Source organism: Streptomyces sp. BoleA5 (genome assembly GCF_000373665.1).
GTDB lineage: Bacteria > Actinomycetota > Actinomycetes > Streptomycetales > Streptomycetaceae > Actinacidiphila.
In genome coordinates, this window is record NZ_KB892090.1 from 504,564 (window position 1) to 529,031 (window position 24,468).

18 protein-coding genes are annotated in these 24,468 nt (G+C 71.2%); 9 read left to right on the forward strand and 9 right to left on the reverse strand.

Annotated elements, in window-relative coordinates; translation table 11 throughout:
- Window positions 1-25: 25 nt before the first annotated feature.
- A complete protein-coding gene (locus B085_RS0102365; protein WP_037731098.1) occupies window positions 26-916 on the forward strand; it encodes a PhzF family phenazine biosynthesis isomerase in 891 nt (296 codons plus the stop codon).
- Here the strand turns inward: B085_RS0102365 and glpK are convergent.
- Window positions 894-2,408 (reverse strand): glycerol kinase GlpK, encoded by a 1,515-nt coding sequence (gene glpK, locus B085_RS0102370; RefSeq protein WP_026250599.1) that lies wholly within the window; start codon window positions 2,406-2,408, stop codon window positions 894-896. The genes B085_RS0102365 and glpK overlap by 23 nt on opposite strands.
- Window positions 2,409-2,570: 162 nt before the next feature.
- On the reverse strand, window positions 2,571-3,338 hold the full coding sequence (locus B085_RS0102375) for an IclR family transcriptional regulator (RefSeq protein WP_018556951.1): 768 nt from the start codon (window positions 3,336-3,338) through the stop codon (window positions 2,571-2,573).
- A gap of 181 nt (window positions 3,339-3,519) precedes the next feature.
- On the opposite strand from B085_RS0102375, the gene B085_RS0102380 reads away from it, so the two are divergent.
- Both B085_RS0102380 and B085_RS0102385 read left to right on the forward strand, forming a co-directional pair.
- On the forward strand, window positions 3,520-3,945 hold the full coding sequence (locus B085_RS0102380; RefSeq protein ID WP_018556952.1) for an ATP-binding protein: 426 nt from the start codon (window positions 3,520-3,522) through the stop codon (window positions 3,943-3,945).
- Window positions 3,946-4,038: 93 nt separating this feature from the next.
- The gene (locus tag B085_RS0102385; RefSeq protein WP_018556953.1) at window positions 4,039-4,461 is read left to right on the forward strand and encodes a TOBE domain-containing protein; all 423 of its coding nucleotides are present in this window, start codon (window positions 4,039-4,041) and stop codon (window positions 4,459-4,461) included.
- A 31-nt stretch (window positions 4,462-4,492) separates the two neighbouring features.
- On the opposite strand, the gene B085_RS0102390 is transcribed toward B085_RS0102385, so the two are convergent.
- From B085_RS0102390 to B085_RS0102400, 3 genes are read right to left on the reverse strand one after another with little or no spacing between them, the layout of a single operon-like run.
- Window positions 4,493-5,512: a TolB family protein gene (locus B085_RS0102390; protein ID WP_018556954.1), complete on the reverse strand. Its 1,020-nt coding sequence runs from the start codon at window positions 5,510-5,512 to the stop codon at window positions 4,493-4,495.
- A gap of 20 nt (window positions 5,513-5,532) precedes the next feature.
- Window positions 5,533-6,783 carry an MFS transporter gene (locus B085_RS0102395; RefSeq protein ID WP_018556955.1) on the reverse strand — a complete coding sequence of 417 codons (1,251 nt, stop codon included), beginning with the start codon at window positions 6,781-6,783 and terminating at the stop codon, window positions 5,533-5,535.
- A gap of 5 nt (window positions 6,784-6,788) precedes the next feature.
- Complete coding sequence (locus B085_RS0102400; protein ID WP_018556956.1) at window positions 6,789-7,688, reverse strand: alkaline phosphatase family protein; 900 nt, start codon at window positions 7,686-7,688, stop codon at window positions 6,789-6,791.
- Window positions 7,689-8,960: 1,272 nt separating this feature from the next.
- Between B085_RS0102400 and B085_RS49065 the strand changes: the two genes are divergently transcribed.
- Entirely contained in the window at window positions 8,961-9,788 is an 828-nt protein-coding gene (locus tag B085_RS49065) for a hypothetical protein (protein ID WP_158689638.1), read from the forward strand.
- Window positions 9,789-9,912: 124 nt separating this feature from the next.
- On the opposite strand, the gene B085_RS0102415 is transcribed toward B085_RS49065, so the two are convergent.
- Window positions 9,913-12,231 carry a peptidoglycan recognition protein gene (locus tag B085_RS0102415; RefSeq protein ID WP_018556959.1) on the reverse strand — a complete coding sequence of 773 codons (2,319 nt, stop codon included), beginning with the start codon at window positions 12,229-12,231 and terminating at the stop codon, window positions 9,913-9,915.
- Window positions 12,232-12,461: 230 nt separating this feature from the next.
- Here B085_RS0102415 and B085_RS0102420 point away from each other — a divergent pair, with 230 nt between their 5' ends.
- Window positions 12,462-15,425, forward strand: coding sequence for a bifunctional [glutamine synthetase] adenylyltransferase/[glutamine synthetase]-adenylyl-L-tyrosine phosphorylase (locus B085_RS0102420; RefSeq protein WP_018556960.1), 2,964 nt, complete (start codon window positions 12,462-12,464; stop codon window positions 15,423-15,425).
- A 23-nt stretch (window positions 15,426-15,448) separates the two neighbouring features.
- On the opposite strand, the gene B085_RS0102425 is transcribed toward B085_RS0102420, so the two are convergent.
- The 3 genes from B085_RS0102425 to B085_RS0102435 are packed head-to-tail and all read right to left on the reverse strand — an operon-like array spanning window position 15,449 to window position 19,101.
- Window positions 15,449-16,291 carry a phosphatase PAP2 family protein gene (locus B085_RS0102425; protein ID WP_018556961.1) on the reverse strand — a complete coding sequence of 281 codons (843 nt, stop codon included), beginning with the start codon at window positions 16,289-16,291 and terminating at the stop codon, window positions 15,449-15,451.
- Between the two features lie 37 nt (window positions 16,292-16,328).
- Window positions 16,329-17,417 carry a LacI family DNA-binding transcriptional regulator gene (locus B085_RS0102430; protein ID WP_026250601.1) on the reverse strand — a complete coding sequence of 363 codons (1,089 nt, stop codon included), beginning with the start codon at window positions 17,415-17,417 and terminating at the stop codon, window positions 16,329-16,331.
- Window positions 17,418-17,442: 25 nt separating this feature from the next.
- A complete protein-coding gene (locus B085_RS0102435) occupies window positions 17,443-19,101 on the reverse strand; it encodes a glycoside hydrolase family 13 protein (RefSeq protein WP_018556963.1) in 1,659 nt (552 codons plus the stop codon).
- 326 nt (window positions 19,102-19,427) lie between these two features.
- Between B085_RS0102435 and B085_RS0102440 the strand changes: the two genes are divergently transcribed.
- The 4 genes from B085_RS0102440 to B085_RS0102455 all read left to right on the forward strand — a co-directional run bounded on the left by B085_RS0102440 (window position 19,428) and on the right by B085_RS0102455 (window position 24,462).
- Window positions 19,428-20,699 (forward strand): extracellular solute-binding protein, encoded by a 1,272-nt coding sequence (locus tag B085_RS0102440; protein ID WP_018556964.1) that lies wholly within the window; start codon window positions 19,428-19,430, stop codon window positions 20,697-20,699.
- 93 nt (window positions 20,700-20,792) lie between these two features.
- The gene (locus B085_RS0102445; protein WP_018556965.1) at window positions 20,793-21,794 is read left to right on the forward strand and encodes a carbohydrate ABC transporter permease; all 1,002 of its coding nucleotides are present in this window, start codon (window positions 20,793-20,795) and stop codon (window positions 21,792-21,794) included.
- Between the two features lie 12 nt (window positions 21,795-21,806).
- Window positions 21,807-22,733 (forward strand): sugar ABC transporter permease, encoded by a 927-nt coding sequence (locus B085_RS0102450; RefSeq protein WP_018556966.1) that lies wholly within the window; start codon window positions 21,807-21,809, stop codon window positions 22,731-22,733.
- A 97-nt stretch (window positions 22,734-22,830) separates the two neighbouring features.
- Window positions 22,831-24,462 (forward strand): glycoside hydrolase family 13 protein, encoded by a 1,632-nt coding sequence (locus tag B085_RS0102455; RefSeq protein ID WP_018556967.1) that lies wholly within the window; start codon window positions 22,831-22,833, stop codon window positions 24,460-24,462.
- Window positions 24,463-24,468 lie beyond the last annotated feature (6 nt).

A 24,468-nucleotide genomic window follows, 5' to 3' on the forward strand; every position in this document is an offset into this window, starting at 1 on the left:
CCCCTGTTGTGGCAGCGTGGACGGCATGACATCCGGAACCGGTACCGACGTGCTGCGCTACACCGCCTTCAGCTCCGACCCCGCCGGGGGAAATCCGGCGGGCGTCGTCCTCGACGCCTCGGGACTCGATGAGCAGCGCATGCTCGCCCTCGCCGCCGAAGTCGGCTACTCCGAGACGGCGTTCGTCACGGAAGCGGACCCCGACCGCCGGCGGTTCACCCTGCGCTACTTCAGTCCGCTCGCCGAGGTCGACTTCTGCGGTCACGCGACCGTCGCGACCGCCGTCGCGCTGGCGGAGCGCATCGGGCCAGGTGAGCTGGTCTTCGACACCCCGGCGGGGGAGATCCCCGTGCTGACCGCGGCCGACGGCGAGGGGGCGCTGCACGCCACGCTCACCAGCGTGCCGACCCGGTCCCGCCCCGCTGAGGACGCCGAGCTGGACGCGGCGCTCGCCGCGCTGGGTTGGGAGCGCGGCGAGCTGGACCCCGCGCTGCCGGCGCACGTGGCGTTCGGAGGGGTCCACCACCTGGTGCTGGCTGCCGCCGCCCGGGCCCGGCTGGCGGACCTCGCGTACGACTTCGAGGCCCTCGCCGACGTCATGCGCCGCCACGGGTGGACCACGGTGCACCTGGTCTGGCGGGAGGCCCCGGACCGCTTCCACGCCCGCGACCCCTTCCCGGTGGGCGGGGTCGTCGAGGATCCGGCGACCGGCGCGGCCGCGGCGGCTTTCGGCGGCTACCTGCGGGAGCTGGGCCTGGTGACGGAACCGGGCCGGGTGGTGGTGCGGCAGGGCGAGGACATGGGCCGCCCGAGCGAGCTGCTGGTGGGCGTCGACCCGGGGGACCCACGGGTGCGGGTGACCGGCCGGGCGGTGGCCCTGGTCACGCCCCCGGTCACGGGGCCCCGGGCTGTCTGATCCAGCCGATGGAGCGCTCGACGGCGCGCTGCCAGTTCTCGTACTCGGCCTCGCGCCGCCCGGGGTCCATGTCGGGCAGCCACTGCCCGGCGCGGTGCCAGTTGTTCCGCAGCACCTTCAGGTCCGGCCAGTAGCCGGAGGCCAGGCCGGCGGCGTAGGCGGCGCCCAGGGACACCGTCTCGGCGACCATCGGGCGGACCACGGGGACGTCGAGGACGTCGGCGATGAACTGCATCAGCAGGTTGTCGGCGGTCATGCCGCCGTCGACCTTGAGCTCCTTCAGGCCGATCGAGGAGTCGGCGTTCATGGCGTCGACGACCTCGCGGGTCTGCCAGCCGGTGGCCTCCAGGACGGCCCGGGCCAGGTGCCCCTTGGTGATGTACGAGGTGAGGCCGACGATCACGCCGCGGGCGTCGCTGCGCCAGTGCGGGGCGAAGAGACCGGAGAAGGCGGGCACGATGTAGCAGCCGCCGTTGTCCTCGACGGTCAGGGCGAGGGTCTCGATCTCCGGGGCGCTGCTGATCAGGCCGAGGCGGTCGCGGAACCACTGCACCAGCGAGCCGGTGACGGCGATCGAGCCCTCCAGGGCGTAGACCGCCGGCTGGTCGTCGATCTTGTACGCGACCGTGGAGAGCAGCCCGTGCCGTGACCTGATCATCGTGGAACCGGTGTTGAGCAGCAGGAAGCTGCCGGTCCCGTAGGTGCACTTCGCGTCGCCGGGGGAGAAGCAGGTCTGGCCGAAGAGAGCCGCCTGCTGGTCCCCGAGGGCGGCGGTGATGCGGACGCCGGGCAGGATGGTCCGGGCCGCGCCGTAGTTCTCGGCGGAGGCGTGGATCTCGGGGAGCATCACGCGGGGGACGCCGAAGAAGTCCAGCAGGTCCTGGTCCCAGGTCAGCGAGCGGATGTTCATCAGCATGGTGCGGCTGGCGTTGGTGGCGTCGGTGATGTGCAGGCCGCCGTCGACCCCGCCCGTGAGGTTCCAGATCAGCCAGGTCTCCATCGTCCCGAAGAGCAGTTCCCCGTCGCGGGCGCGCTGCTCCAGCCCTGGCACCTCGTCGAAGAGCCAGCGGATCCGCGGCGCGGAGAAGTAGGTGGAGGGCGGCAGGCAGCAGCGGTCCAGGAAGAAGTCGTCGCCGGGGTCCTTGCGCAGCCGCTCGACGAGCGGCGCGGTACGGGTGTCCTGCCAGACGATGGCCCGGCCCAGTGGTACGCCCGTGCTCGGGTCCCACAGCACCGTCGTCTCGCGTTGGTTGGCGATCCCGATCGCGGCGACCTCCTCCGCCGCGATCTCGGCGGAGGACAGCGCCTGCGGCACGATGCGCTCCAGGTTCCGCCAGATCTCCAGGGCGTCGTGCTCTACCCAGCCGGGCCGGGGGAAGTGCTGCTGGTGCTCGCGCTGGGCGACCGACACCAGGCGGCCCCGGTGGTCGAAGAGGATGCATCGGGTGGAGGTGGTGCCCTGGTCGATGGACATCACATACCGTTCAACCATGATCGGGGCCTGCTTTCCGATGCTTTCCCATGCTTTCCTATGTCTTCCGCCGTTTTCGTCGCGTTTGCGGTGCCCTCGTGTTCCTCGTGTTCCTCGTGTTTTCTGTGCTCTTCGTGCTTCTTGTGCTCCTCGTGCCCACCGTGTCCGGAGCGCGGGCGGGCCTCACCATCGGGCGGCGCCGAGGTCCCTGGAGATCGCCCGGGCGGCCTCCCGGAGCAGCGTGACCAGGGACGCCTGAGGGCGGCTCCTGGTGTCGCAGATCCGCTCGACCGGGCCGGACAGGCCGATCGCGCCCACGACGAGGCCGCCCGAGCTGCGGATCGGCGCCGCGACCCCGGCCTCGCCCATCGACATCTCCTGGACCTCCGCCGCCCAGCCCTGCTCGCGGATCTCGGCGAGCGCGCGGCTCAGGTCCTCCGGGAGCACCAGGGTGTGCCGCGTGTACGCCTCCAGTTCCTCCTTCAGCAGCGGTTCCAGCGGCGCCGCCCCGTACGCCAGCAGGATCTTGCCGAGCGAGGAGGCGTGCAGCGGCAGCAGGGCGCCGACGTCGAGCGTCTGGAGGCTGTCGTCGGGCCGGAAGACGTGGTGGACGACGAGGACCTGGCCCTCCAGCGGGGTGCCGAGGCGTACCGCCTCGCCGCTGCGGGCGGCCAGCGCGTCGGCCCAGTTGATCGACCGGGACCGCAGTTCGTTGACGTCGAGGTAGCTGGTGCCCAGGTGCAGCAGGGCCGCCCCGAGCTGGTACTTCCCGGTCGCCGGGTCCTGCTCGACGAAGTCCACGTGCTGGAGGGTGCGCAGGATCCCGTGCGCGGTGCCCTTCGCCAGTCCGAGGGAGCCGGCCACTTCGCCCAGCCCGAGTCGGCGGGGACCGCCGGCCAGGAGCCTGAGGATCGCCGCCGCCCGTTCGATGGACTGCAGCGGGCCGGCCATACGTCGATGCTATCCCCGGCAACCTCGATGGGCATCAGCGCGTTTCCGCAGGTCGTTCGGCCTATGGGGGCGGCGTTCGACAATGGCGACCCCGATTCATTGACCCGCGATGTCCCGTCTCGGAAGCTTTCGTGCAGGTCCGGGAGTCCACCCGGCGGGATTTCCCTGGGAGGAGGACACCATGGCGGCAGAGCCCGAGACGATGCCGCAGCGCGAGGATGTGCACGTCTGCGCGCTGTCGCACATCCCAGGCGCCCTGTCCGTGGTGCGCCGGCGGGTACGGGGCGTGCTGGCGGAGTGGGAGCTGTGCCCGGAGGTCGCCGAGGACGCGCTGCTGGTGATCTCCGAGCTGACCACCAACGCCATCGTGCACGCCGACGGCCCGGCCTCCCTGCGCATCTGCTGGACGGACGTCGACGGGCGCAGCGCCCTGCACATCGAGGTGACCGACTCGGGCCCGTCGGCCCGGCCATGCATGCCGGGGGGATCCACCGATCCCGACGAGCACGGCCGGGGCCTCGGCATCGTGGGCGCCCTCTCGACACGGCACGGCATCCGTGCCGACCGCGCCGGGTTCACCCGCTGGGCGGACCTGGTCACCGCCTGAGCCGCCGCAGGCGGTGCAGACCGCCGCCCGGGCCCGGGGCGGGCGGCGGGTCGTTCCGCGCGGCACGCCGCAGACGGGCTTACGGTGCCGCTCATGGCACTGAGCATTCGCAACCAGATCGACGGCAAGGTCGCCTCGGTGGTCCCGGGCGAGGTGATGGCCGTGGTCACGGTCCGACTCGACGGCGGGGGACCGGACTTCACGGCGGCCGTGACGGCCGAGGCCGTGCGGGAGCTCGGTATCATCCCCGGCGGCGGGGTGACCGTGCTGATCAAGGCGACGGAGGTGTCCCTGGCGACGGCCCCGGTGCAGGGCATCAGCATCCGCAACCGCATCCCCGGGACCGTCGCCGGAGTGACGTCGGGGGAGGCCATGGCGAGCGTGCGGGTCGTCTTCGGGGGCGGCCGCGAGCTGACGGCCGTGATCACCCGTGAGGCCCTCGACGAGCTGGGCCTCGCCGAGGGAGCCCAGGTCGTCGCGCTGGTCAAGGCGACCGACGTGTCGCTGGCGACCTGAGGACAAGGTCCCGGCCGGGGCCGGGCAGGGGCTATCCGAGGTAGGCGGGAGCGAGCGCCGCCGTCATCATGCGGCGGGCCGTGCCGGTCCCGTCGGCGGGCACCGTCCACAGGTCCGCGCCGAAGTCCCCGGCGAGGGCGTAGACCACCGTGTGGTCGTCGCGCCAGACGACCTGGTCGTCGACGCTGCGCCGCTCGGCGAGCGGGGTCTCGCGCATGGTGGCCAGGTCCAGGACGTACAGCCGCCAGGGCGCGTCGGGGGAGAGGCCCGCGACGCGCTTCTTGAAGACCAGCCGGGTGCCGTCGGGTGAGAGCGAGGGGCACTCGACGTTGCCGCGCAGTGTCCGGACGGAGCGGGCCGCGACGTCGCCGCGGACGAGATAGGTGCCGCCGCCGGTGCCCAAGGTGGCGTAGAAGTGGGTGTCGTCGGAGAAGGTCACGCCCCAGAAGTTGACGTCGGCGGCGTGGTAGGGCCGGCCGTCCCGGATGATCCGGAAGTCCTCGAGGTTCGCGACGAGGGCCCAGCTACGGGTGTCGAGGACGGAGGTACGGGTGGAGAAGTTCGTGCCCGCGTAGGAGTCGCCCCCGACGAACACCGTCCAGGCGGCCATGCGCCCGCTGGGCGACACCCGGGCCCGGGTCGGGATGCCCGCGAGCGGGAAGTGGCGCAGCTCGTGCAGCCTGGCGTCGAGCACGACGGCCCGGTAGGTGTCCTGGACGGCGCCCTTGACCGACTGCAGGCAGATGCCGGTGCCCGCGGCCGCGTAGAAGCGCAGGCACGTGACGTCGGAGGCGGTGCGCGCCGCCGTGGGGCTGCCGGCCGGGACGCTGGCGAGCTCGTCCCGGTGCGGGCCCCACGCCATGTTGCGGAACACCATGCGGGGTGTGTCCGGCGCCAGCGTCACCGTCCCCGCCGTGACCGCGGGGCCGCCCGCCTGCGGGCGGTCCTTCTCCGCCGCGCGGTCGGCGGCGCGCAGCACGGACACGGCGGCGACCGCGGCCAGCGCCGCCACGGCGGCGAGCAGCACGAACAGACGGCTGCGGGTGTTCATGGGGGGCCTTTCCTCGGGGGTCACTTGCTCTGCGCGGGACGCAGGTACACGGCGCAGACCGCGCACACCGTCAGCGCCAGCGCGGCGGTGGTGAGGGCCGTGCGGTCGCCCCAGGCGGTCCAGGCCGCGCCGAAGGCCAGGGAGGCGGCGAAGCGGGCCGTGGCCTGCCCGGTCTGGACGAGGGCGAGGCCTGCGCCGCGCAGCTCGTCGGGTACGGCCGTGGACGCGGCGGCCATCAGCACCCCGTCCGTGGCGGCGTAGAAGGCGCCGTGCAGCAGCAGGACGGCGTACGCCGGGCCGTGCGCGAGCAGCAGCCCGTACGCGGCGAGCAGGGCGACGTGTCCCGCCAGGAACATCCGCCAGCGGCCCATGCGGTCGGCCAGCCGTCCCAGCGGCAGCGCGAGCAGCAGGAAGGCCGCCGCGGTGCCCAGGGGGAGCAGCGCGAACCAGCGGTCGGGGACGCCGAGGCGGTGCTGGAGCAGCAGGTAGACGAAGGAGTCGCTGACCGTCGACAGGCCCAGCAGCGTCGCGCAGACCGTGAGCCGACGCACGTCCCGGCGGCGCAGCAGCGCCAGGGACGCCCGCAGTGAGGGCGCGGGCGAATCCGCGGACGCGGGGGCGGGAGCCCCGCCGCGGCCGCCCGGTACGAAGAGCAGCAGCACCAGCACGCCCAGGGCGGCCACGCAGGAGCTCACCGTGAAGACGGCGTCGTACCCCTCGGCGGCCTGCCGCAGGATGAGGAACGCGACCAGCGGTCCCAGCAGCGCCCCGGCGGTGTCCATGGCGCGGTGCACGCCGAAGGCCCGTCCGCGCGTCTCCGGCGCCGAGGACAGCGAGATCAGCGCGTCCCGTGGTGCGGTGCGCAGCCCCTTGCCGGTCCGGTCGACCGCGAGGACGGCACCGATCAAGGGCAGGCTGTGGGCCAGGAGCAGCGCGGGCTTGCACACCGCCGACAGTCCGTACCCGACGGCGGCCACGGCCTTGTACCGGCCGCCGCCCCGGTCGGCGAGGTGGCCGCCGACCAACCGCACCAGCGCGCTGAAGCCGTTGTAGACGCCGTCGAGCAGGCCGAAGCCGAGCGGGGAGAGCCCGAGCCCGGCGACCAGGTAGAGGGGGAGCACCGCGGTGACCATCTCCGACGAGACGTCGGTGATCAGGCTGACCGTGCCCAGGACGAGGACGGTGGGGGCGACGGCGGTGGCCCGGGGCCCGGGACGCGTCGCGTCCCGGACCTCGGTGCCGGCTCCGCCGCGGCTGTCCGCGACGTACACCGGCCTCAGCTCGCCCAGATACCGGTGATGTCCGAGGCGGAGGCGGCGTTGCCGGCGTGCGTGCCGAGACCCGCCAGGTCCTCCAGCGTACGGAGCATGTCGTAGTGGTTGTAGGTCGTCGCGGACGACGAACCGGCCTTGACCGGCTGGCCGTACAGCACGGTCGGGATCTTGTTGCCGCTCAGCCGGTTGTCCTCGTCGAAGGTGACGACGAGCAGGCTGTTGTGGGTCTTCGCCCAGGTCGCGTACGCGCCCAGCTTGTTCTTCAGCCAGGTGTCACCGGTGGAGACCGAGCAGTCGTGCATGTCGCTGCACAGGTTCGGCACCACGAAGGAGACCTTCGGCAGGGTGGTGAAGTCCGTCGGGAACTGCGCGAAGGTCTTCGCCGTCGACGTCGGGACGTTGCTGAACGCGAACCACGGGTTGTGCTTGCGGGCGTAGGTGCCGCTGCTGCAGGTGGTCGAACCCTGGCTGGGGAGGGTCTCGTTGTAGCTGGCCCAGCTCTTGCCCGCGGCGATCAGCTCGGAGGCGAGGTTGGGCTTGGAGCTGAAGCCGGGGGTGTAGCAGCCGTCGTCGGTGACGCCCTGGTTGCCGCCCGAGAAGATCTGCAGGTAGTTGGGCTGGCTCGGGTGGGTGAGACCGTACGACTGCGTCAGGCTGGCGCCGCCGGCCTTGAGCGTGTTGTTGATGTAGGGGGCGCTGGAGCTGCCGATGACCTGGTTGTAGGCGTGGTTCTCGAACATCACCACGACCACGTGGTCGGGGCTCGGCACGCTGCCGGCCGCGTGTGCGGTCTCGGAGCCGCCGAGCCCGGCCCACAGGCCGAGGGAGGCGGCGGCGACGCCGAGCGTGGAAGCGAGAGCGGTGACGGTGCGGCGGGGACGGGGCAGGGACCAGCCGGACACGGCGGACCTCCGTGAAGGGGGGACGGGGAATGGCGCCGCGCTAGGCTAGGTGGGAGATCAGGAATCCGGCACCACTGCTCAGGTGAAGGTCCGGGGAACGCTGGGTACGTCCTTGGATCTCTGGGTCAAGGGTCAGCAAAAAGGTTCAGTGGAACCGGACTTGTGGTCCGCAAGATATCGACGTCACGTCAGTTGTCCTGTTCCCGGACGTCGATGGCGTTCGGGGTGGGTTCCCCGAAACGCGCGGTGGAAGCGCTGCTCACAAGGATTCAGCGTGCGGTAGGTGTGAGTGGTGCGCGACAGTCGGCCCGACCGTAGGAGCCCTGGGCGGTGGCCCGTTGCACGGGTTTGCCGTGCACGGCGACGGTGCAGGTGGCGGTGCCCCCGCCCGCGCCGAGGACGATGGAGACACCGGCAGAACCGTCGCCGACCTCCGCGTCGGCTGTGCCATGCCAGGGAAGCCGGGCCGTGACCGTACGGACGCGACCGTCCGGGCCCGCGTAGGTGATCTGAGCGGTGCCGTGGCCGCGGGAAACAATTTCACCGAAGATGACATGAGGAACGTCGGGGCCTGGTATCAGGGAGGGCCCGACTTCTATGCCACCAATCCCCGTTCGCAGGCATACGGCAATAGAATCGTCGAGTGGCAACCCATGCTACAGGGCCTGCTGGGATAGCAGTTGTGCTTGATGCAGTGCGCCGGGCGCTCCGCTCGGCGCACTGCGCGGAATTTATGGGGTTAGGGAAAAATAAGTGGTTGCTCCTGAAAGTCGACTGGGCTTGTGGGTTCGGGCTCTTGTCGCGGTAGGCCTGTACATTGCTTCGGTTCTCTGGCTCGCCTTCAGCCTCCCGTTTATCGGGGAGGAGATCGGACCTACGAGTGATCCTGACGACGTGGCCGGGTCGAACTTCGTCCTGTTGATGTCCTTCCTCTTTCTATTGGTCGCTGCGTGGGTGTCTCGTAGGTGGAAGGTCGCCTGGTTGCTGTGCGTAATTCTCTTGGTGTTGATAGTGGTTGTCTGGACCCAGGTGCCGTCCCTGATTACGTACTGGAATTTTGAGGGGCCGTGCTACAGCCCCAGTGGCCAATGCTGATGGTAATCATCGCCCTGTGGCGACGGTTTTCCGAGCCTCACAGGTCGCACCCGGTTTCGGTACGACTGCGACGGATACATCGCGCCGATCCTCTACAACAGCCACGCCGACGGCTTCGCCCGGGACTTCAACACCTGGGGCGGCTCTCGGGCGCCTTCCCGAGCTTTCGTGCCGGCGTTGGCCGTGCGGCACGGCGTGCTGTTCGGGACGCCGCAACTGGCAGCGGGTGCAGGCCTGGTGACGGCTGCGACGGCGTGCGCGTTGGCCGCACGTGACGTTGTGGCCGAGGCGCGGAAGACGGCGGACGAGGTCGTCGTGCCCCCGGACGGACAACCTGCCCCAGGCCTGCTGCCGGCCCGGAGGCTGGGATGCACCGTGCTGGCCGGAACCGGAACCGGAACCGGAACCGGAACCGGAGCCGCCCGCCTGGCCGCCTGGTTGACGCCCCGGCCCTACTACGAGGTCACGCTGCTGTCGGAACAAGGCGCGGGACGCGACCCGGAGGATGAACGCCGACAACCATGCGACGTGCCTCGGCTACACCACCGACCAGACGCACCATTTCTGCCCGAAGGTGCCTCTATGGAGACAAAGGAAGCACCGCCTTCCCGCACGGGGAAGGCGGTGCGGTACAGCGCTGGTGCCTGGTTGATCGGATGGGCGGTCTTTCTGGGCTCCAGGTATACGACTTCGCTGCTTTTGTCCAGTACCTGGGTGAACTGCGATATCGATGCCAATGGCGCCTACCGGCTCGTCTCGTTGGCGGCCACGGCGACCGGCATGGCGATGGGGTCGACTGTGCTGTGGGCTGTGATGTGCAAGGTGACCGGCCGTCAACGCCTGCTGCTGCCTATGGTGCTGACGGTCATCGTCACGGCGGCGCTGCTCTGGCCGGTGCTGGCAATGTGGTACGTCTCGCCCGGGCACCCGGAGAGCATGTGCCAACCGGGCGGTACGCCCGTGGAGTGGCCTAGGACGACAAGGCCCAGGTGGCTGCCCCTGTGAGGCGTGCCGTCAGCGCGGCAGGTCGCGACCACCCCCGCGCGCGGGGGTGGTGAGTGCTGCCAACACGAAGGTCCGGGGAACGCGCGATGCGTTCCCCGGACCTTGTCGTTGCTGCCTCAGCGCGTCACTTCACGTACGTGATGCCGTCCGTGGTGATCGCCGGGCGCCCGGAGGTGCCGACGACGACGATCTTCAGCGTGTGCTTGGCGCTGGTGCTCCAGGACTTGGACCAGATCGTCTGCCGGTAGGCGGTGGTGGAGGACTTGAGGTCCACCGTGGCCGCCTTGACCCCGTCGACGTAGACGTACGCCTGGCCGGAGGTCGAGGCCCGGGAGACCACCCAGCCGACCGAGCGGCCGGTGAACGTCCAGGTCAGGCTGGCGTTCTTGGAGGACGAGGTGTAGGACTTCCCGCCGAGGTAGCTGGTGGAGCTCTTCGTCGACCAGGTACCGGACTTCGTCGCCGAGGTCTCCTGCAGGACCGCCGCCGTGCGGCTCACCGAGGCGGTGGCGTAGTTCCCGGCCGCGTCGGTGGCCTTCAGGCCGTACGTGACCGCGGTGTTCGTCTTGCCGGAGGTGCTCCACGACGTGGTGGTCGGGCCGAAGGTGGCCGTGGTCGGCGCGGTCGCCGCGATGCTCTTGAGGGCGCCGTTGTCGGCGGCCTTCCAGGTCACGGAGACCGGCACGGAGGTGCTGGAGACGGTGGCGTTGCGGATCTTCACCTCGGGCGCGGTGGTGAATGTGGGCTTGGTCGTGTCGCCGACGATCGTGTACGAGGACGCCGACGTCGCCGTCTTGTTGTTGATGTGCACAGCCCGCACCGTCACCGTGTGCTTGCCGGCCGGCACCGTGATCCCCACCGAGGTGGCGGTCCGGCTCGCGGTGGCCGCGACCTTGCCGTCGACCAGGACCTCGAAGCGCTTGACGACGGCGTACGGGGTGGATTCCTTCCACGAGACCGTGGCCGTGCCCTTGGTGTAGTACGAGGACCCGGAGAGCGTGGCGCCGCTGACGCCGTTCAGCGTCGGCGCGGCGACGCCGGCCGCGTAGGAGCGGATGGTGGCGAGCTTGTCGTACAGGTTCTGTCCGGGGCAGGCGGTGGCGAAGCCGTTGCGGTGCCCGGAGATCGGCTGGAAGGTGTAGGTCTGCCCGTAGGTGAACCCGTAGCTGTCCTTGGCGCCTTCCACGAGGGACTGCGTCTTGGTGCTCGGGTTGGGAGCGATCCCGTACTGGCCGAGCTTCCACGCGGACAGCGCCGCGATCGAGCCGAGCATCTTCGAGGAGATCGGCGTGGCCGGGACGCCGTTGATGACCTGGAAGGTGCCGATCGCGGCGATGCCCCAGCTGCGCGTGTTGAAGCCGTAGGTCTGCGCGCCGATGACCGGCAGGTCCAGGCCGCCGTAGCGGCCCTCGAAGATGGTGCCGCACTTGTCGACGAGAGCGTTGTAGCCGATGTCGCGCCAGTCCTGCGACAGGTGGTAGGCGTAGATCCATCGCACGATCGAGGCCGAGTCGGCGCAGTCGTAGTCGGCGGCGGTGTCGGTGTGGTGGACGAAGACCACGTTCACCTTGTCCGCGTACGGCGGATCACCTGCCTCGCGCTTGGTCTCGTCGGCACCCCATCCGGCCCGGCTCACGATGGCCGGCTTCGCCACGGTGGACGCTGGGGCGGTCGGCCGGGTCGAACTCGGCGACGGCGAGGTGGAGGTGGGAGGCGAGGTGCTCGCGGACGCGCTCGGCGAGGCACTGGTGGACGCGGAGGAGTCCGGCGCCGGGGCCGAGGTCGACGGGGACGCCGTGTCGCCCGGTGAGGAATCCGCCGGGTCGGGCGTCGCGGTGTCGGACGGCGAGTCCGTCACGGAGGGGTCGGCCTGCGGGGTCGTGGTGTCCTCGGCGTCCGCCGCGAAGGCGACCGGTGCCATGGCGACGTCGGTGCCGCTCTTCTTGGCGTCACCCACCAGTTCAAGCTGGAGCCCCTCGGGGAGGCTGCCGGTGGCGCCGTCCTCCGAGACGACCTTGAGCTCGACGCCGTTGGACAGGCCCACGTACAGCGGGGCCGAACCGCCCCGGGTGGCGCCCTCGGTCTTCGGGTCGGGAGCGTCGTCGTAGTGCGGGTCGACCGCGTGCCAGTCGGACCACGTGCCGGTCTTCACGGAACGGGTGCGCACCTGCACCGTGCCGTCCAGTTCCGTACGCGGGTCGTCCCACGTCACACCCAGCAGGCCGAAGGTGTCGGTGCCACGCTGCGACAGGGTGCGCTCCCCGCCCTTGCCCTTGAGGTCGAGAGACTGGACCGCACTGGGTACCGGCCCCTTCGCGTCGGCCGACGGGGCGGTCCCCTCCGGACCGCTGGCCACGGACGCGGCGGTGATGACACCGGCCCCTCCGAGCACGACCGCCCCGACCGCGAGCCACGCACGCCCGCGCAGACGTATTCGCCGCATGTTCTCTTCCCCGCCCCGTCCCACTCATGGGTAGCCGTGGGTACCGTTGGTTGATTTCTTAAACCTCTGAAAACAGCAAGCGCTTTATACCAGAAGGACAAGACCGCGCTCACACCGCAGGACGACCACCCCGAAACCGGCCATAACGCCAGGTAACGGAGCCGGGGCCTGGCGGATACTCTCTCTAGGGCGGATCGGGCCGGACGGGAGCCCCGGGAAAGGCAGGCGGCGTGCTGGAAGGGCGACGGGACACCAGATTCGGGCGGCTGCTGCGGCACGGCTTCAGCGACGCCGTGGCCGCCGAGGCGCTGCTGGGCGGCGAGCAGCTCGCCCCGGTGCGCAGCGACCCGGTCCTGCTCGACGCGCTGGGCGCCACCGCCGACCCCGACCAGGCGCTCGCCTCCCTCGTACGGCTCGTCGAGGCCCTCGACGACGGGGAGCGGCGCACCCTCCTCGACACGCTCACCACGGCCAAGCCGCTGCGCGACCGGCTGCTCGGGGTGCTGGGAGCCTCCGCCGCGCTCGCCGACCACCTGACCCGGCACCCGCGCGACTGGCACGCCCTGGTCACCTACGAGCACGCCGACCTGCACCCGGGGACCACGGAGTTCGAGCGGGGACTGGCCGGGGCCGACGACCCCGAGTCGCTGCGCGTGGCCTACCGGCGCTGCATGCTGGGCATCGCCGCCCGGGACGTGTGCGGCACCAGCGACCTGGTGCAGACCGCCGCGGAGCTCGCCGACCTCGCCACCGCGACGCTGCGCGCCGCCCTGGCCATGGCCGAGGCGGAGGGGCCGGCCGACGCCGCGCTGTGCCGGCTGGCGGTGATCGGCATGGGCAAGTGCGGCGGCCACGAGCTCAACTACATCTCCGACGTCGACGTCATCTTCGTGGCCGAGGCCCGCCCCGAAGCCGACGAGGCGAACGCGCTGCAGGCGGCCACTCGGTTGGCCTCGCGCATGATGCGGATCTGCTCCGACACCACCGTCGAGGGCAGCATCTGGCAGGTCGACGCCAACCTGCGTCCCGAGGGCCGGCGCGGCCCCCTGGTGCGCACCCTTTCCAGCCATCTGGCCTACTACAAGCGCTGGGCCAAGACCTGGGAGTTCCAGGCGCTGCTCAAGGCCCGCCCGGTCGCCGGCGACCCGGCGCTGGGACAGGAGTACGTCGAGGCGCTGGCGCCCATGGTGTGGCAGGCCGCCGAGCGCGACCACTTCGTCCAGGACGTGCAGGAGATGCGGCGCCGGGTCGTGGAGAACATCCCCGTGGCGCACCTCGACCGCGAGCTGAAGCTGGGCCCCGGCGGCCTGCGGGACGTGGAGTTCGCGGTGCAGCTGCTCCAACTCGTGCACGGCCGCACCGACCCGTCGCTGCGCAGCGGCACCACCCTGACCGCGCTGTCCCAGCTCGCCGCCGGCGGGTACGTCGGGCGCGCGGACGCGGCGGCGCTCGACACCTCGTACCGCTTCCTGCGGACGATGGAGCACCGCATCCAGCTCCACAAGCTCCGCCGCACCCACCTGGTGCCGGAGGACGTGGCCGACCTTCGGCGGCTCGGCCGTTCCCTGGGATTCCGCGCGGACCCGGTGACGGAGCTGCAGCGGGAGTGGCGGCGGCACGCCCGGGAGGTGCGCCGCCTCCACGAGAAGCTCTTCTACCGGCCGCTGCTCGACGCGGTCGCCCAGCTCGCCCCCGGCGAGGTGGGACTGTCCACGGACGCGGCCAAGCAGCGCCTGGAGGCGCTCGGATACGTCGACCCGGCCGCCGCCCTGCGCCACCTGGAGGCGCTGGCCTCGGGGGTCAGCCGCAAGGCCGCCATCCAGCGGACCCTGCTTCCGGTGCTGCTCGGCTGGTTCGCCGACTCCGCGGACCCGGACGCGGGCCTGCTGAACTTCCGCAAGGTCAGCGACGCCCTGGGCCGTACTCCCTGGTACCTGCGGCTGCTGAGGGACGAGGGCGCCGCCGCCGTCAACCTCGCGCGGGTGCTCTCCTCCGGGCGGCTCGCCCCCGATCTGCTGATGCGGGCCCCCGAGGCGGTCGCCCTGCTCGCCGACGACGAGGGGCTCCAGCCGCGTACGCGTGCTGCCCTGGACCAGGAGGTCCTGGCCGCGGTCCACCGCGCGGACTCCGCCGAGCAGGCCGTCGCCGCGGTACGCGGAGTGCGCCGCCGCGAGCTGTTCCGCACCGCGGCCGCGGACCTGGTCGGAGTCCACCGCGACGACCCCGACGCGATCGGCGCCGCCCTCACCGACCTCAACGCCGCCGCCGTCACCGGGGCCCTGCAGGCCGCGGTCAACGCCGTCGAGACGGCCGAGCGCGAGCCCTTGCCGACCCGGTTCTCCGTGATCGGGATGGGCCGCTTCGGTGGGCGCGAACTCGGCTACGGCTCCGACGCGGACGTCCTGTTCGTCCACGAGCCCCACGAGGGCGTCGACGAGCACCTGGCCGCCCGCGCCGCGCTCAAGGTCGCCAACGAGCTGCGCCGGCTGCTGCAGATCCCCACCACCGACCCGCCGCTGCTGATCGACGCCGACCTGCGCCCCGAGGGCAAGAGCGGACCGCTGGTGCGCACGCTGGGCTCGTACGCCGCCTACTACCGGCGCTGGTCGCTGGTCTGGGAGAGCCACGCCCTGCTCCGCGCCGAACCGGTCGCGGGGGACGAGGACCTGGGCGCCCGCTTCATCGGCCTCGTCGACCCGCTGCGCTACCCGGCGGACGGGCTGCCGGAGGAGGCGGTCCGCGAGATCCGCCGGCTCAAGGCGCGTATGGAGTCCGAGCGGCTGCCGCGCGGCGCGGACCCGACGACCCACGCCAAGCTGGGCCGGGGCGGGCTCAGTGACGTCGAGTGGACGGTGCAGCTGCTGCAGCTCCGGCACGGCGCGCAGTTCCCCGGTCTGCGGACCACCCGCACCCGGCCGGCGCTGGCGGCGGCCGAGGCGGCCGGACTCGTGGCCGCGGAGGACGCCGAGGTGCTGGACGCCGCCTGGATCCTGGCGAGCCGGATGCGCAACGCCGTCATGCTCGTCCGGGCCCGCGCCGGCGACACCTTCCCCGGCGACGGCAAGGAACTCGCCGCGGTGGGGCGGTACCTCGGCTACGAGCCCGGCCACGTGGGAGACATGGTCGAGGAGTACCGCCGGGCCACGCGCCGTGCCCGCGCGGTGGTGGAGCGCCTCTTCTACGGCACGGACTAGGCGCTCACCCGGCCGCCGCCCGGTCAGGCCGTGGCGACGCGGACCTGGCGGGGCAACCGGTAGGCGAGGCCACCGTAGACGGCCCAGGAGGCGGCGAAGCCGACGCCGAGGCAGAGGGTGCCGCCGGCGGCGTCCAGCCAGAAGTGGTTGGCGGTGGAGACGATGACGAGCAGGGTGACGACCGGGTAGAGGACACCCAGCACCCGCACCCAGGCCCTCCGCGCGAGCATGGCCACGGTGATGCCGCACCACAGCGACCAGCCGATGTGCATCGAGGGCATGGCCGCGTACTGGTTGGAGACGTGCGCCAGGTCGCCCGACGCCATCGACCCCCAGGTGTGGTGGATCTTCACGGTGTCGATGAACCCGCCGCCCTCCATCAGCCGGGGCGGCGCCAGGGGGAAGAAGTAGTAGCCCAGCAGCGCGATGCCTGTGGTCACGAACAGGACCAGCCGGGTCGGCGCGTAACGCCCGGGGTGCCTGCGGAAGAGCCACACGAGCACCGCGAGGGTGACGATGAAGTGGAGCGTCGCGTAGTAATAGTTCATTCCGACGATGAGCCACGTCACCGAGTTCACGGCATGGTTGACCGCGTGCTCGAAGGCCAGCCCGAGGGACTGCTCGAAGCCCCAGACGTGGCTCGCGTTCCGCATGGCGTCGTCCTGCTGCTCCGGTACGGCGTTGCGCACCAGCGAGTAGATCCAGTAGCTGACGGCGATCAGCAGGATCTCGAACCACAGCCTGGGACGGCGTGGTGCCAGCAGCCCGTTGCCCGTCGTCGCTCCATCGGCGTCACGGGAATCGATGGAGCGCGGCGGTACGCCGCCACTGCGGCGGGCCATGATCTTCGCGTTCGATTCCCCCATGGGGCGATAGTCTGCCATGCGGTCCGGCGCCGTCCGATCAACCCCCGGTGGGATTCCGTGCATCCCGTATACGCCTCCCGGCCGACTGCTGTACGGGTACGGCTGCCCCCGCCTGGGGACCTGATGCCGTCGAACCGCGGACGACCAGTTCGGGCAGGAAGACGAACTCGCTGTGCGGGGCCGGGGTACCGCCGATCTCCTCCAGCAGCGCGCGCACGGCGGCCTGGCCCATGGCCGTGACCGGCTGCCGGATGGTGGTGAGCGGCGGATCGGTGAAGGCGATCAGCGGGGAGTCGTCGAAGCCGACGACGGAGACGTCCCCGGGGACGGACAGCCCCAGCTGCCGGGCCGCGCGGACGGCGCCCAGCGCCATCATGTCCGATGCGCACACCACGGCCGTGCAGCCGGCGTCGAGCAGACCGGAGGCGGCCGCCTGACCACCCTCGAGGGTGAACAGCGAGTGCTGGATACGGTCGGCCGCCTCCTCGGCGGCCATCCCGAGCACCTCCTCCATGCTGCGCAGGAAGCCCTCGATCTTGCGCTGCACGGGGACGAACCGCTTGGGACCGACCGCGAGGCCGATCCGCTCGTGGCCGAGGGCCGCCAGATGGGTGACGGCCAGACGCATGGCACCGCGGTCGTCGGGCGAGACGAACGGTGCCTTGATCCTGGCGGAGAAGCCGTTGATCAGGACGAACGGCACGCTCTGGCCGTGGAGCCGGTCGTAGCGCGCCGTGTCGGCGGTGGAGTCGGCGTGCAGCCCGGAGACGAAGATGATCCCGGCGACGCCGCGCTCGACGAGCATCTCGACGAGCTCGTCCTCGGTCGAGCCGCCCGGCGTCTGGGTGGCCAGCACCGGGGTGTATCCCTGCCGCGTCAGGGCCTGCCCGATGACCTGGGCGAACGCGGGGAAGATCGGGTTCTCCAGCTCGGGCGTGATGAGCCCGACGAGGCCGGCGCTGCGCTGCCGCAGCCGCACGGGCCGTTCGTACCCCAGCAGGTCGAGGGCGGCCAGCACGGACTGGCGGGTGGCGGCGGAGACACCTGGCTTGCCGTTGAGGACACGGCTGACGGTCGCTTCGCTCACCCCCGCCTGGGCTGCGATGTCGGCAAGCCTTGCGGTCACGGGATTGGACTGTACCGGTCGCATCTCAGATCGCCCACCAGATGCACGAATCAGCCGGAAGACGGACGGATCCGCCGGTGGGCGCGACGGGCTCGGAGGAGAGCACCGGCCGCCCCGGAACGGGGAGTTGGACCGGCGCCGGCCGGGTGTTGACGGTGCACACCAGGCCGGGCCGGGAGAACACGAGCACCCCCTCGGGGGCGTCCAGCCAGCGCATCGGCCCGTCGCCGAGGCCGGGCAGCTCACGGCGCAGCCGCAGCGCCGACCGGTACAGCTCCAGCGTGGAGTCGGGGTCGCCGGTCTGCGCCTGGACGCTGAGCCCGCCCCAGCCCGCGGGCTGCGGCAGCCATCCGGCGGCCGGGCCGAAGCCGTGGCTGGGGCCGTCGGTGGTCCACGGGATGGGCACCCGGCAGCCGTCGCGCAGCCCGTCCTGGCCGTTGGCCCGGAAGAAGGAGGGGTCCTGGCGGACCTCGTCGGGCAGGTCGGTGACCTCGGGCAGGCCCAGTTCCTCGCCCTGGTACACGTAGACCGACCCGGGCAGCGCCAGCATCAGCAGCGCCGCGGCGCGGGCCCGGCGCAGGCCGGCCGCGCCGCCGCCGTAGCGGGTGACGTGCCGGACCACGTCGTGGTTGGAGAGCACCCAGGTGGTGGGGGCGCCGACGGAGACGGTGGCGGCGAGGGACTCCTCGATCACCGTGCGCATCGCCCCGGCCTCCCACGGGCACTGCAGGAAGTGGAAGTTGAAGGCCTGGTGCATCTCGTCGGGGCGTACGTACAGCGCCATGCGCCCGGCGTTCGGGGCCCAGGCCTCGGCGACGCCGATGCGCTCGGCCGGCAGCGCCTCCGGCCCGGGGGCGGGGGAGTAGGAGTCGAGCAGCCGGCGCCAGGCGCGGTGGATCTCGTGGACCCCGTCCTGGTCGAAGAAGGGGAGCGTCTGGGAGCCGATCATCTTGACCTGCTCCTTGCGGCCGATGTCGGGCAGGCCGGCGGCCTTGACCATGCCGTGGGCGACGTCGATGCGGAAGCCGTCGACGCCCAGGTCCAGCCAGAAGCGGAGGACGGCGTCGAACTCCTCGCGGACCTCCGGGTGCTCCCAGTTGAGGTCGGGCTGCTCGGGCGCGAAGAGGTGGAGGTACCAGTCGCCGTCCGCGACCCGGGTCCAGGCGGGGCCGCCGAAGACCGACTCCCAGTCGTTGGGCGGCAGTTCGCCCTGCTCGCCCCTGCCGGGGCGGAAGTGGTAGCGCTCACGGGCCGGCCCCCCGCGCCGGTCCGTGAGCGCCGCTTGGAACCACGCGTGCCGGTCGGAGGTGTGGTTCGGGACGATGTCGACGATCACCCGCAGGCCCAGCTCGTGGGCGGTGCGGAGGAGCGCGTCGGCGTCCGCGAGGGAGCCGAAGAGGGGGTCGACGCTGCGGTAGTCGGCCACGTCGTAGCCGCCGTCCGCCTGGGGGGAGGCGTAGAAGGGGGTCAGCCACACGGCGTCGGCGCCCAGTTCCGCCAGGTAGGGCAGCCGGGCCCGGATGCCGGGCAGGTCGCCCACGCCGTCGCCGTCGCCGTCGGCGAAGGAGCGCACGTACACCTGGTAGATGACGGCGCTGCGCCACCAGCCGGGAGCGCGCCCCTCGGGGGCGGCCGGGGTCGCGTCGGTCGCGTCGTGGATGACGGGGGCGAGCTCTTGGGTCATGTCGGTCCCTCGTGAGTCGGCGCCGGTCCCTGCCGATGATTCCGAATCCGCCGCGTGATCGGCAATGCCTTTCATGAATTTGCGGAAGATCGCGTAACGGCTTCCAGGGCGGTGAGCGTCCCACGGCGCGTCTCCTGTCGGCAACTGTGAGGACACGTAGATGTAACGATCGGAAGATCTTGCAAGTCTTTGCAGCAAGGTCTTTCGTCGGGCTTTCTTCCCTGTTACGTTCCTCGATAGCCCGGCCGCGGCAAAGGCGCAGTCGGCAGGGGGGACGCGGCGACGCGCCCCGCACCATCACGGGCTTTCATCCTGGAGGAGATCACATGCGGCGTGGCATAGCGGCCACCGCGCTGGTTGCGGCGCTCGGGCTCGCGGCGACGGCTTGCGGCGGCGACAGCGGCGGTGACAAGGCCGGCGGTCCCGTCACCATCACCTGGTGGGACACCTCGAACGCGACGAACGAGGCGCCGACCTACAAGGCCCTGGTCGCGGAGTTCGAGAAGGCGAACCCGAAGATCAAGGTCAAGTACGTCAACGTCCCCTTCGACGCGGCGCAGAACAAGTTCGACACCGCCGCGGGCAGCAAGGGCGCTCCGGACGTGCTCCGCTCCGAGGTCGGCTGGACGCCCGCCTTCGCCAAGAAGAGCTACTTCGTCGCGCTGGACGGCACCGACGCCCTCGCCGACCAGGACAAGTTCCAGGCCTCCCTGCTGAAGCAGGCCCAGTACGAGGGCAAGACCTACGGTGTCCCGTTCACCACGGACACCCTGGCCCTTGTCTACAACAAGAAGCTGTTCCAGGAGGCCGGCATCGCCGAGGCCCCCAAGACCTGGGACGAGCTGAAGACCGCCGCGGGGACGATCAAGAAGAAGGCCGGCGTCGACGGCTTCTGGCTGAACACCGCCTCGTACTACGCCCAGCCGTTCCTGTACGGCGAGGGCACCGACATGGTGGACACCGCCGCCAAGAAGATCACCGTCAACGGCGAGGCCGCCGCCAAGGGCCTGAAGACCTGGCAGGGCATGTTCTCCGGCGCCGGCCTGCACAAGGCGGACACCACCGCCGACTCCTACGCGCACATCCAGGACGCCTTCGTCAACGGCAAGGTCGCCGCGATCATCCAGGGCCCCTGGGAGATCACCAACTTCTACAAGGGCTCCGCGTTCGCCGACAAGAACAACCTCGGCATCGCGCCCGTCCCGGCCGGCTCCTCCGGCTCGGCCGGTGCCCCCACCGGTGGCCACAACCTCTCGGTCTACGCGGGCTCGGACAAGGCGCACCAGGAAGCCGCCATCCAGTTCGTGAAGTTCATGACCTCGGCCAAGAGCCAGACGCAGATCGCCCTCAAGAACTCCACCCTGCCGACCCGCTCGGACGCCTACACCGCCGAGGTCACCGCCGACCCGGGCGTCAAGGGCTTCCAGTCGGTCCTGTCCGTCGCCCAGCCGCGGCCGGAGCTGCCGGAGTACGGCTCCCTGTGGGGCCCGTTCGGCGAGGAGCTGACCAAGGTCGCCGGCGGCAAGGAGCCGCTGGACAAGGGCCTGGACAACGCGGCCACCGCGATGGCCAAGCTGCTGCCCGACTACAGCAAGTGATCCCCGCGGCCGCCGGTCCCGCCCGCTTCCGGGCGGGGGCGGCGGCCACCGGCTGTTCCACCCGGTAAGAAACCCCGTAGAAGAGGGCCAACGATGACAGTCGCCGCCCAGGGCACGGCCGCCAAGACCCGCGGTTCCCGCGAACCGCGCCCCGGTCCGATCAAGCGCCTCAAGCGCTCCTACCAGAAGTACTGGTACGCGTACGCGATGATCGCCCCGGTGGTCGTCGTGCTCGGCGTGCTGGTGGGCTACCCGCTGGCCCAGGGCTTCTACCTCACGCTCACCGACGCCAACAGCCTGAACTCGGCCCGCACCATCGGCGTCAACCACATCGACGCCACCTACGAGTTCATCGGCCTCCACAACTACGCCGACATCCTGTGGGGCCCGACGGCGTACGACCGCTTCTGGGCCCACTTCATCTGGACGGTGGTCTGGACCGCGGTCTGCGTGACCCTCCACTACGGCGTGGGCATGGGCCTGGCGCTGCTGCTCAACCAGAAGCTGCGCGGCCGCACCTTCTACCGCATGATGCTGATCCTGCCCTGGGCGGTGCCGACCTTCGTCACCGTCTTCTCCTGGCGGATCATGCTCAGCGACTCCGGAGTGGTGAACTCCTTCCTCGGCGCGCTCCATCTGCCGCAGCCCCAGTGGCTGGAGGACAGCACCTTCCAGCAGATCGCCGCGATCGGCGTCAACACCTGGGTCGGCGTCCCCTTCATGATGGTCTCCCTGCTCGGCGGCCTGCAGTCGATCCCCTCGGAGCTGTACGAGGCCGCGGAGATGGACGGAGCCAACGCCTGGCAGCGCTTCCGCAACGTCACCCTGCCCGGCCTGCGCTCGGTCAGCAGCACCGTCGTCCTGCTGGGCATCATCTGGACGTTCAACCAGTTCGCCATCATCTACCTGCTGTTCGGCAGCGGGGCCCCCGACGCGCAGATCCTCGTGACCTGGGCGTACTACCTCGGCTTCGGCCAGCAGCCGCGCGACTACGCGCAGTCCGCCGCCTACGGCGTCCTGCTGCTGTCCATCCTGGTCGTCTTCACCGCCTTCTACCGCCGCTGGCTCGCTCGCAACGAGCAGCTCGCCGGCTGAGGGGATCGCAGCATGAGTACCACCACCAAGACGACGGTCCCCGGCCCCGGCCTCGGCGGCGACCCGCTCGACCCCCCGGCGCGCCCGCGCCCGAAGCGGATCCGCGGCCGCGGGCAGCGCAGCCGCACCGCCTCGGTGCTGTCGCACGGCGTGCTGATCACCGCCAGCGTCATCGCGCTGTTCCCCATCGCCTGGCTGGTCTTCCTCTCCCTCGGCCCGGACAAGGACGACTACCTGCACCCGGGCCGGATCCTGGACAAGGCCGGCTTCTCCAACTACTCCTTCGTGCTGGAGCACACCAGCTTCTTCACCTGGATGGGCAACACCGCCATCATCGCGGGCGCCACCTGCGTCATCGGTGTGATGATCGCCGCCACCACCGGCTACGCGGTCTCACGGATGCGCTTCCCGGGCTACAAGAAGTTCATGTGGGCGCTGCTGGTCACCCAGATGTTCCCGGTCGCCGTGCTCATGGTCCCGATGTACGTGATCCTCTCGGACCTGGGCCTGATCGACACCTACGGCGGCCTGATCCTCATCTACTGCAGCACGGCCGTGCCCTACTGCGCCTGGATGCTCAAGGGCTACTTCGACACCATCCCGTTCGAGATCGACGAGGCGGGCCGGGTCGACGGACTCAGCCCCTTCGGCACCTTCTGGCGGCTCGTGCTGCCGCTGGCCCGGCCGGGACTCGCGGTCGCCGCCTTCTACACCTGCCTCACCGCCTGGGGCGAGGTCGCCTTCGCGACCACCTTCATGCTCGACGACGGCAAGTACACCCTCGCCGTCGGCCTGAGCAGCTTCGTCAGCGAGCACGACGCGCAGTGGAACCTGATGGCCGCCACCGCGGTCCTGATCGCCATCCCCGTCAGCGTCGTCTTCTACCTCGTGCAGAAGCACCTGGTCACCGGCCTCACCGCCGGCGCGGCCAAGTCCTGACCCGTACCACATCCCCCGGGGCGCCCGGCCCGACCGGCCGGGTGCCCCGCCCCCGCCCCATCGCCGCACCGAGCCTTCCATCCTCCAAGGGATCACCATGACCCAGTACCTGGCGGACTCCACCCGTCACCCCCACACCTCCGACCGGCCCGTGGCCACCACGGACTGGTGGAGAGACGCGGTCATCTACCAGGTGTACCCCCGCAGCTTCGCCGACGGGAACGGCGACGGCATGGGCGACATCCCCGGCATCCGCGAGCGCCTGCCGTACCTGCGCGACCTCGGCGTCGACGCCGTCTGGCTGAGCCCCTTCTACGCCTCCCCGCAGGCCGACGCCGGCTACGACGTCGCCGACTACCGGGCCATCGACCCGATGTTCGGCACCCTCCACGACGCCGACGGCCTGATCCGCGACGCCCACCGGCTGGGTCTGCGGATCATCGTCGACCTGGTTCCCAACCACTCCTCCGACCAGCACGAGTGGTTCAAGCAGGCGCTGCGCGAGGGTCCCGGCTCGCCGCTGCGGGCGCGCTACCACTTCCGTCCCGGCAAGGGCGAGGACGGCGAACTGCCCCCCAACGACTGGGAGTCCGTCTTCGGCGGACCGGCCTGGACGCGCGCTGCCGACGGCGAGTGGTTCCTGCACTTGTTCGCCCCGGAGCAGCCGGACTTCAACTGGGAGCACCCGGCCGTCCAGGACGAGTTCCGCTCGATCCTGCGCTTCTGGCTGGACATGGGCGTCGACGGCTTCCGCATCGACGTCGCGCACGGGCTTGTCAAGGCCGACGGCCTGCCCGACATCGGCGCCCACGAGCAGCTCAAGCTCCTTGGCAACGATGTCCTGCCCTTCTTCGACCAGGACGGCGTCCACGAGATCTACCGCTCGTGGCGGCGCATCCTCGACGAGTACCAGGGCGAGCGCATCGCCGTCGCCGAGGCCTGGACCCCCACCGTCGAGCGCACCGCCAACTACGTCCGCTCCGACGAACTGCACCAGGCCTTCAACTTCCAGTACCTCGGCACCAAGTGGGACGCCGCCGAACTGCGCGAGGTCATCGACCGCTCGCTCGACGCCATGCGCCCGGTCGCCGCGCCCACCACCTGGGTGCTGTCCAACCACGACGTGGTCCGCCACGCCACCCGGCTGTCCTCCGACGGGAAGAGCCACGACCCGCGCCGCGCCCGCGCCGCCTCGCTGCTGATGCTGGCGCTGCCCGGCTCCGCCTACGTCTACCAGGGCGAGGAGCTGGGCCTGCCCGAGGTCACCGACCTGCCCGACGAGGCCCGTCAGGACCCGGCGTTCTTCCGCGCCGCGGGCCAGGACGGCTTCCGCGACGGCTGCCGCGTCCCCATCCCGTGGACCGCCGAGGGCACGAGCCTCGGCTTCGGCAGCGGGGGCAGCTGGCTGCCGCAGCCCGAGGGGTGGGCGCGGCTGAGCGTGGCCGCGCAGACCGGCGACCCGGGTTCCACCCTGGAGCTGTACCGCTCCGCCCTGCGGCTGCGCCGCGAGCGGGACGGCCTCGGCGCGGGCGAGTCGGTCCGGTGGCAGGACGCCCCGCAGGGCGTGCTCTCCTTCCGCCGGCCCGGCTTCGCGTGCACCGTCAACACCACGGCCGCGCCGGTGACACTGCCCGTGCCGGGCGCGCTCCTGCTGGCCAGTTCTCCCGTGGAGGTCACGGCGGACGGGGTCGTCGTCCCGGCCGACACGACCGTCTGGTGGGCCGTTTGACGTGCG

What these genes read in the sequence shown, in the direction of transcription:
- B085_RS0102365 (WP_037731098.1), top strand. Translation starts at nt 26, where the DNA reads ATGACATCCGGAACCGGTACCGACGTGCTGCGCTACACCGCCTTCAGC.
- glpK (WP_026250599.1), bottom strand. Translation starts at nt 2,408, where the DNA reads ATGGTTGAACGGTATGTGATGTCCATCGACCAGGGCACCACCTCCACC.
- B085_RS0102375 (WP_018556951.1), bottom strand. Translation starts at nt 3,338, where the DNA reads ATGGCCGGCCCGCTGCAGTCCATCGAACGGGCGGCGGCGATCCTCAGG.
- B085_RS0102380 (WP_018556952.1), top strand. Translation starts at nt 3,520, where the DNA reads ATGGCGGCAGAGCCCGAGACGATGCCGCAGCGCGAGGATGTGCACGTC.
- B085_RS0102385 (WP_018556953.1), top strand. Translation starts at nt 4,039, where the DNA reads ATGGCACTGAGCATTCGCAACCAGATCGACGGCAAGGTCGCCTCGGTG.
- B085_RS0102390 (WP_018556954.1), bottom strand. Translation starts at nt 5,512, where the DNA reads ATGAACACCCGCAGCCGTCTGTTCGTGCTGCTCGCCGCCGTGGCGGCG.
- B085_RS0102415 (WP_018556959.1), bottom strand. Translation starts at nt 12,231, where the DNA reads ATGCGGCGAATACGTCTGCGCGGGCGTGCGTGGCTCGCGGTCGGGGCG.
- B085_RS0102425 (WP_018556961.1), bottom strand. Translation starts at nt 16,291, where the DNA reads ATGGGGGAATCGAACGCGAAGATCATGGCCCGCCGCAGTGGCGGCGTA.
- B085_RS0102435 (WP_018556963.1), bottom strand. Translation starts at nt 19,101, where the DNA reads ATGACCCAAGAGCTCGCCCCCGTCATCCACGACGCGACCGACGCGACC.
- B085_RS0102440 (WP_018556964.1), top strand. Translation starts at nt 19,428, where the DNA reads ATGCGGCGTGGCATAGCGGCCACCGCGCTGGTTGCGGCGCTCGGGCTC.
- B085_RS0102445 (WP_018556965.1), top strand. Translation starts at nt 20,793, where the DNA reads ATGACAGTCGCCGCCCAGGGCACGGCCGCCAAGACCCGCGGTTCCCGC.
- B085_RS0102450 (WP_018556966.1), top strand. Translation starts at nt 21,807, where the DNA reads ATGAGTACCACCACCAAGACGACGGTCCCCGGCCCCGGCCTCGGCGGC.
- B085_RS0102455 (WP_018556967.1), top strand. Translation starts at nt 22,831, where the DNA reads ATGACCCAGTACCTGGCGGACTCCACCCGTCACCCCCACACCTCCGAC.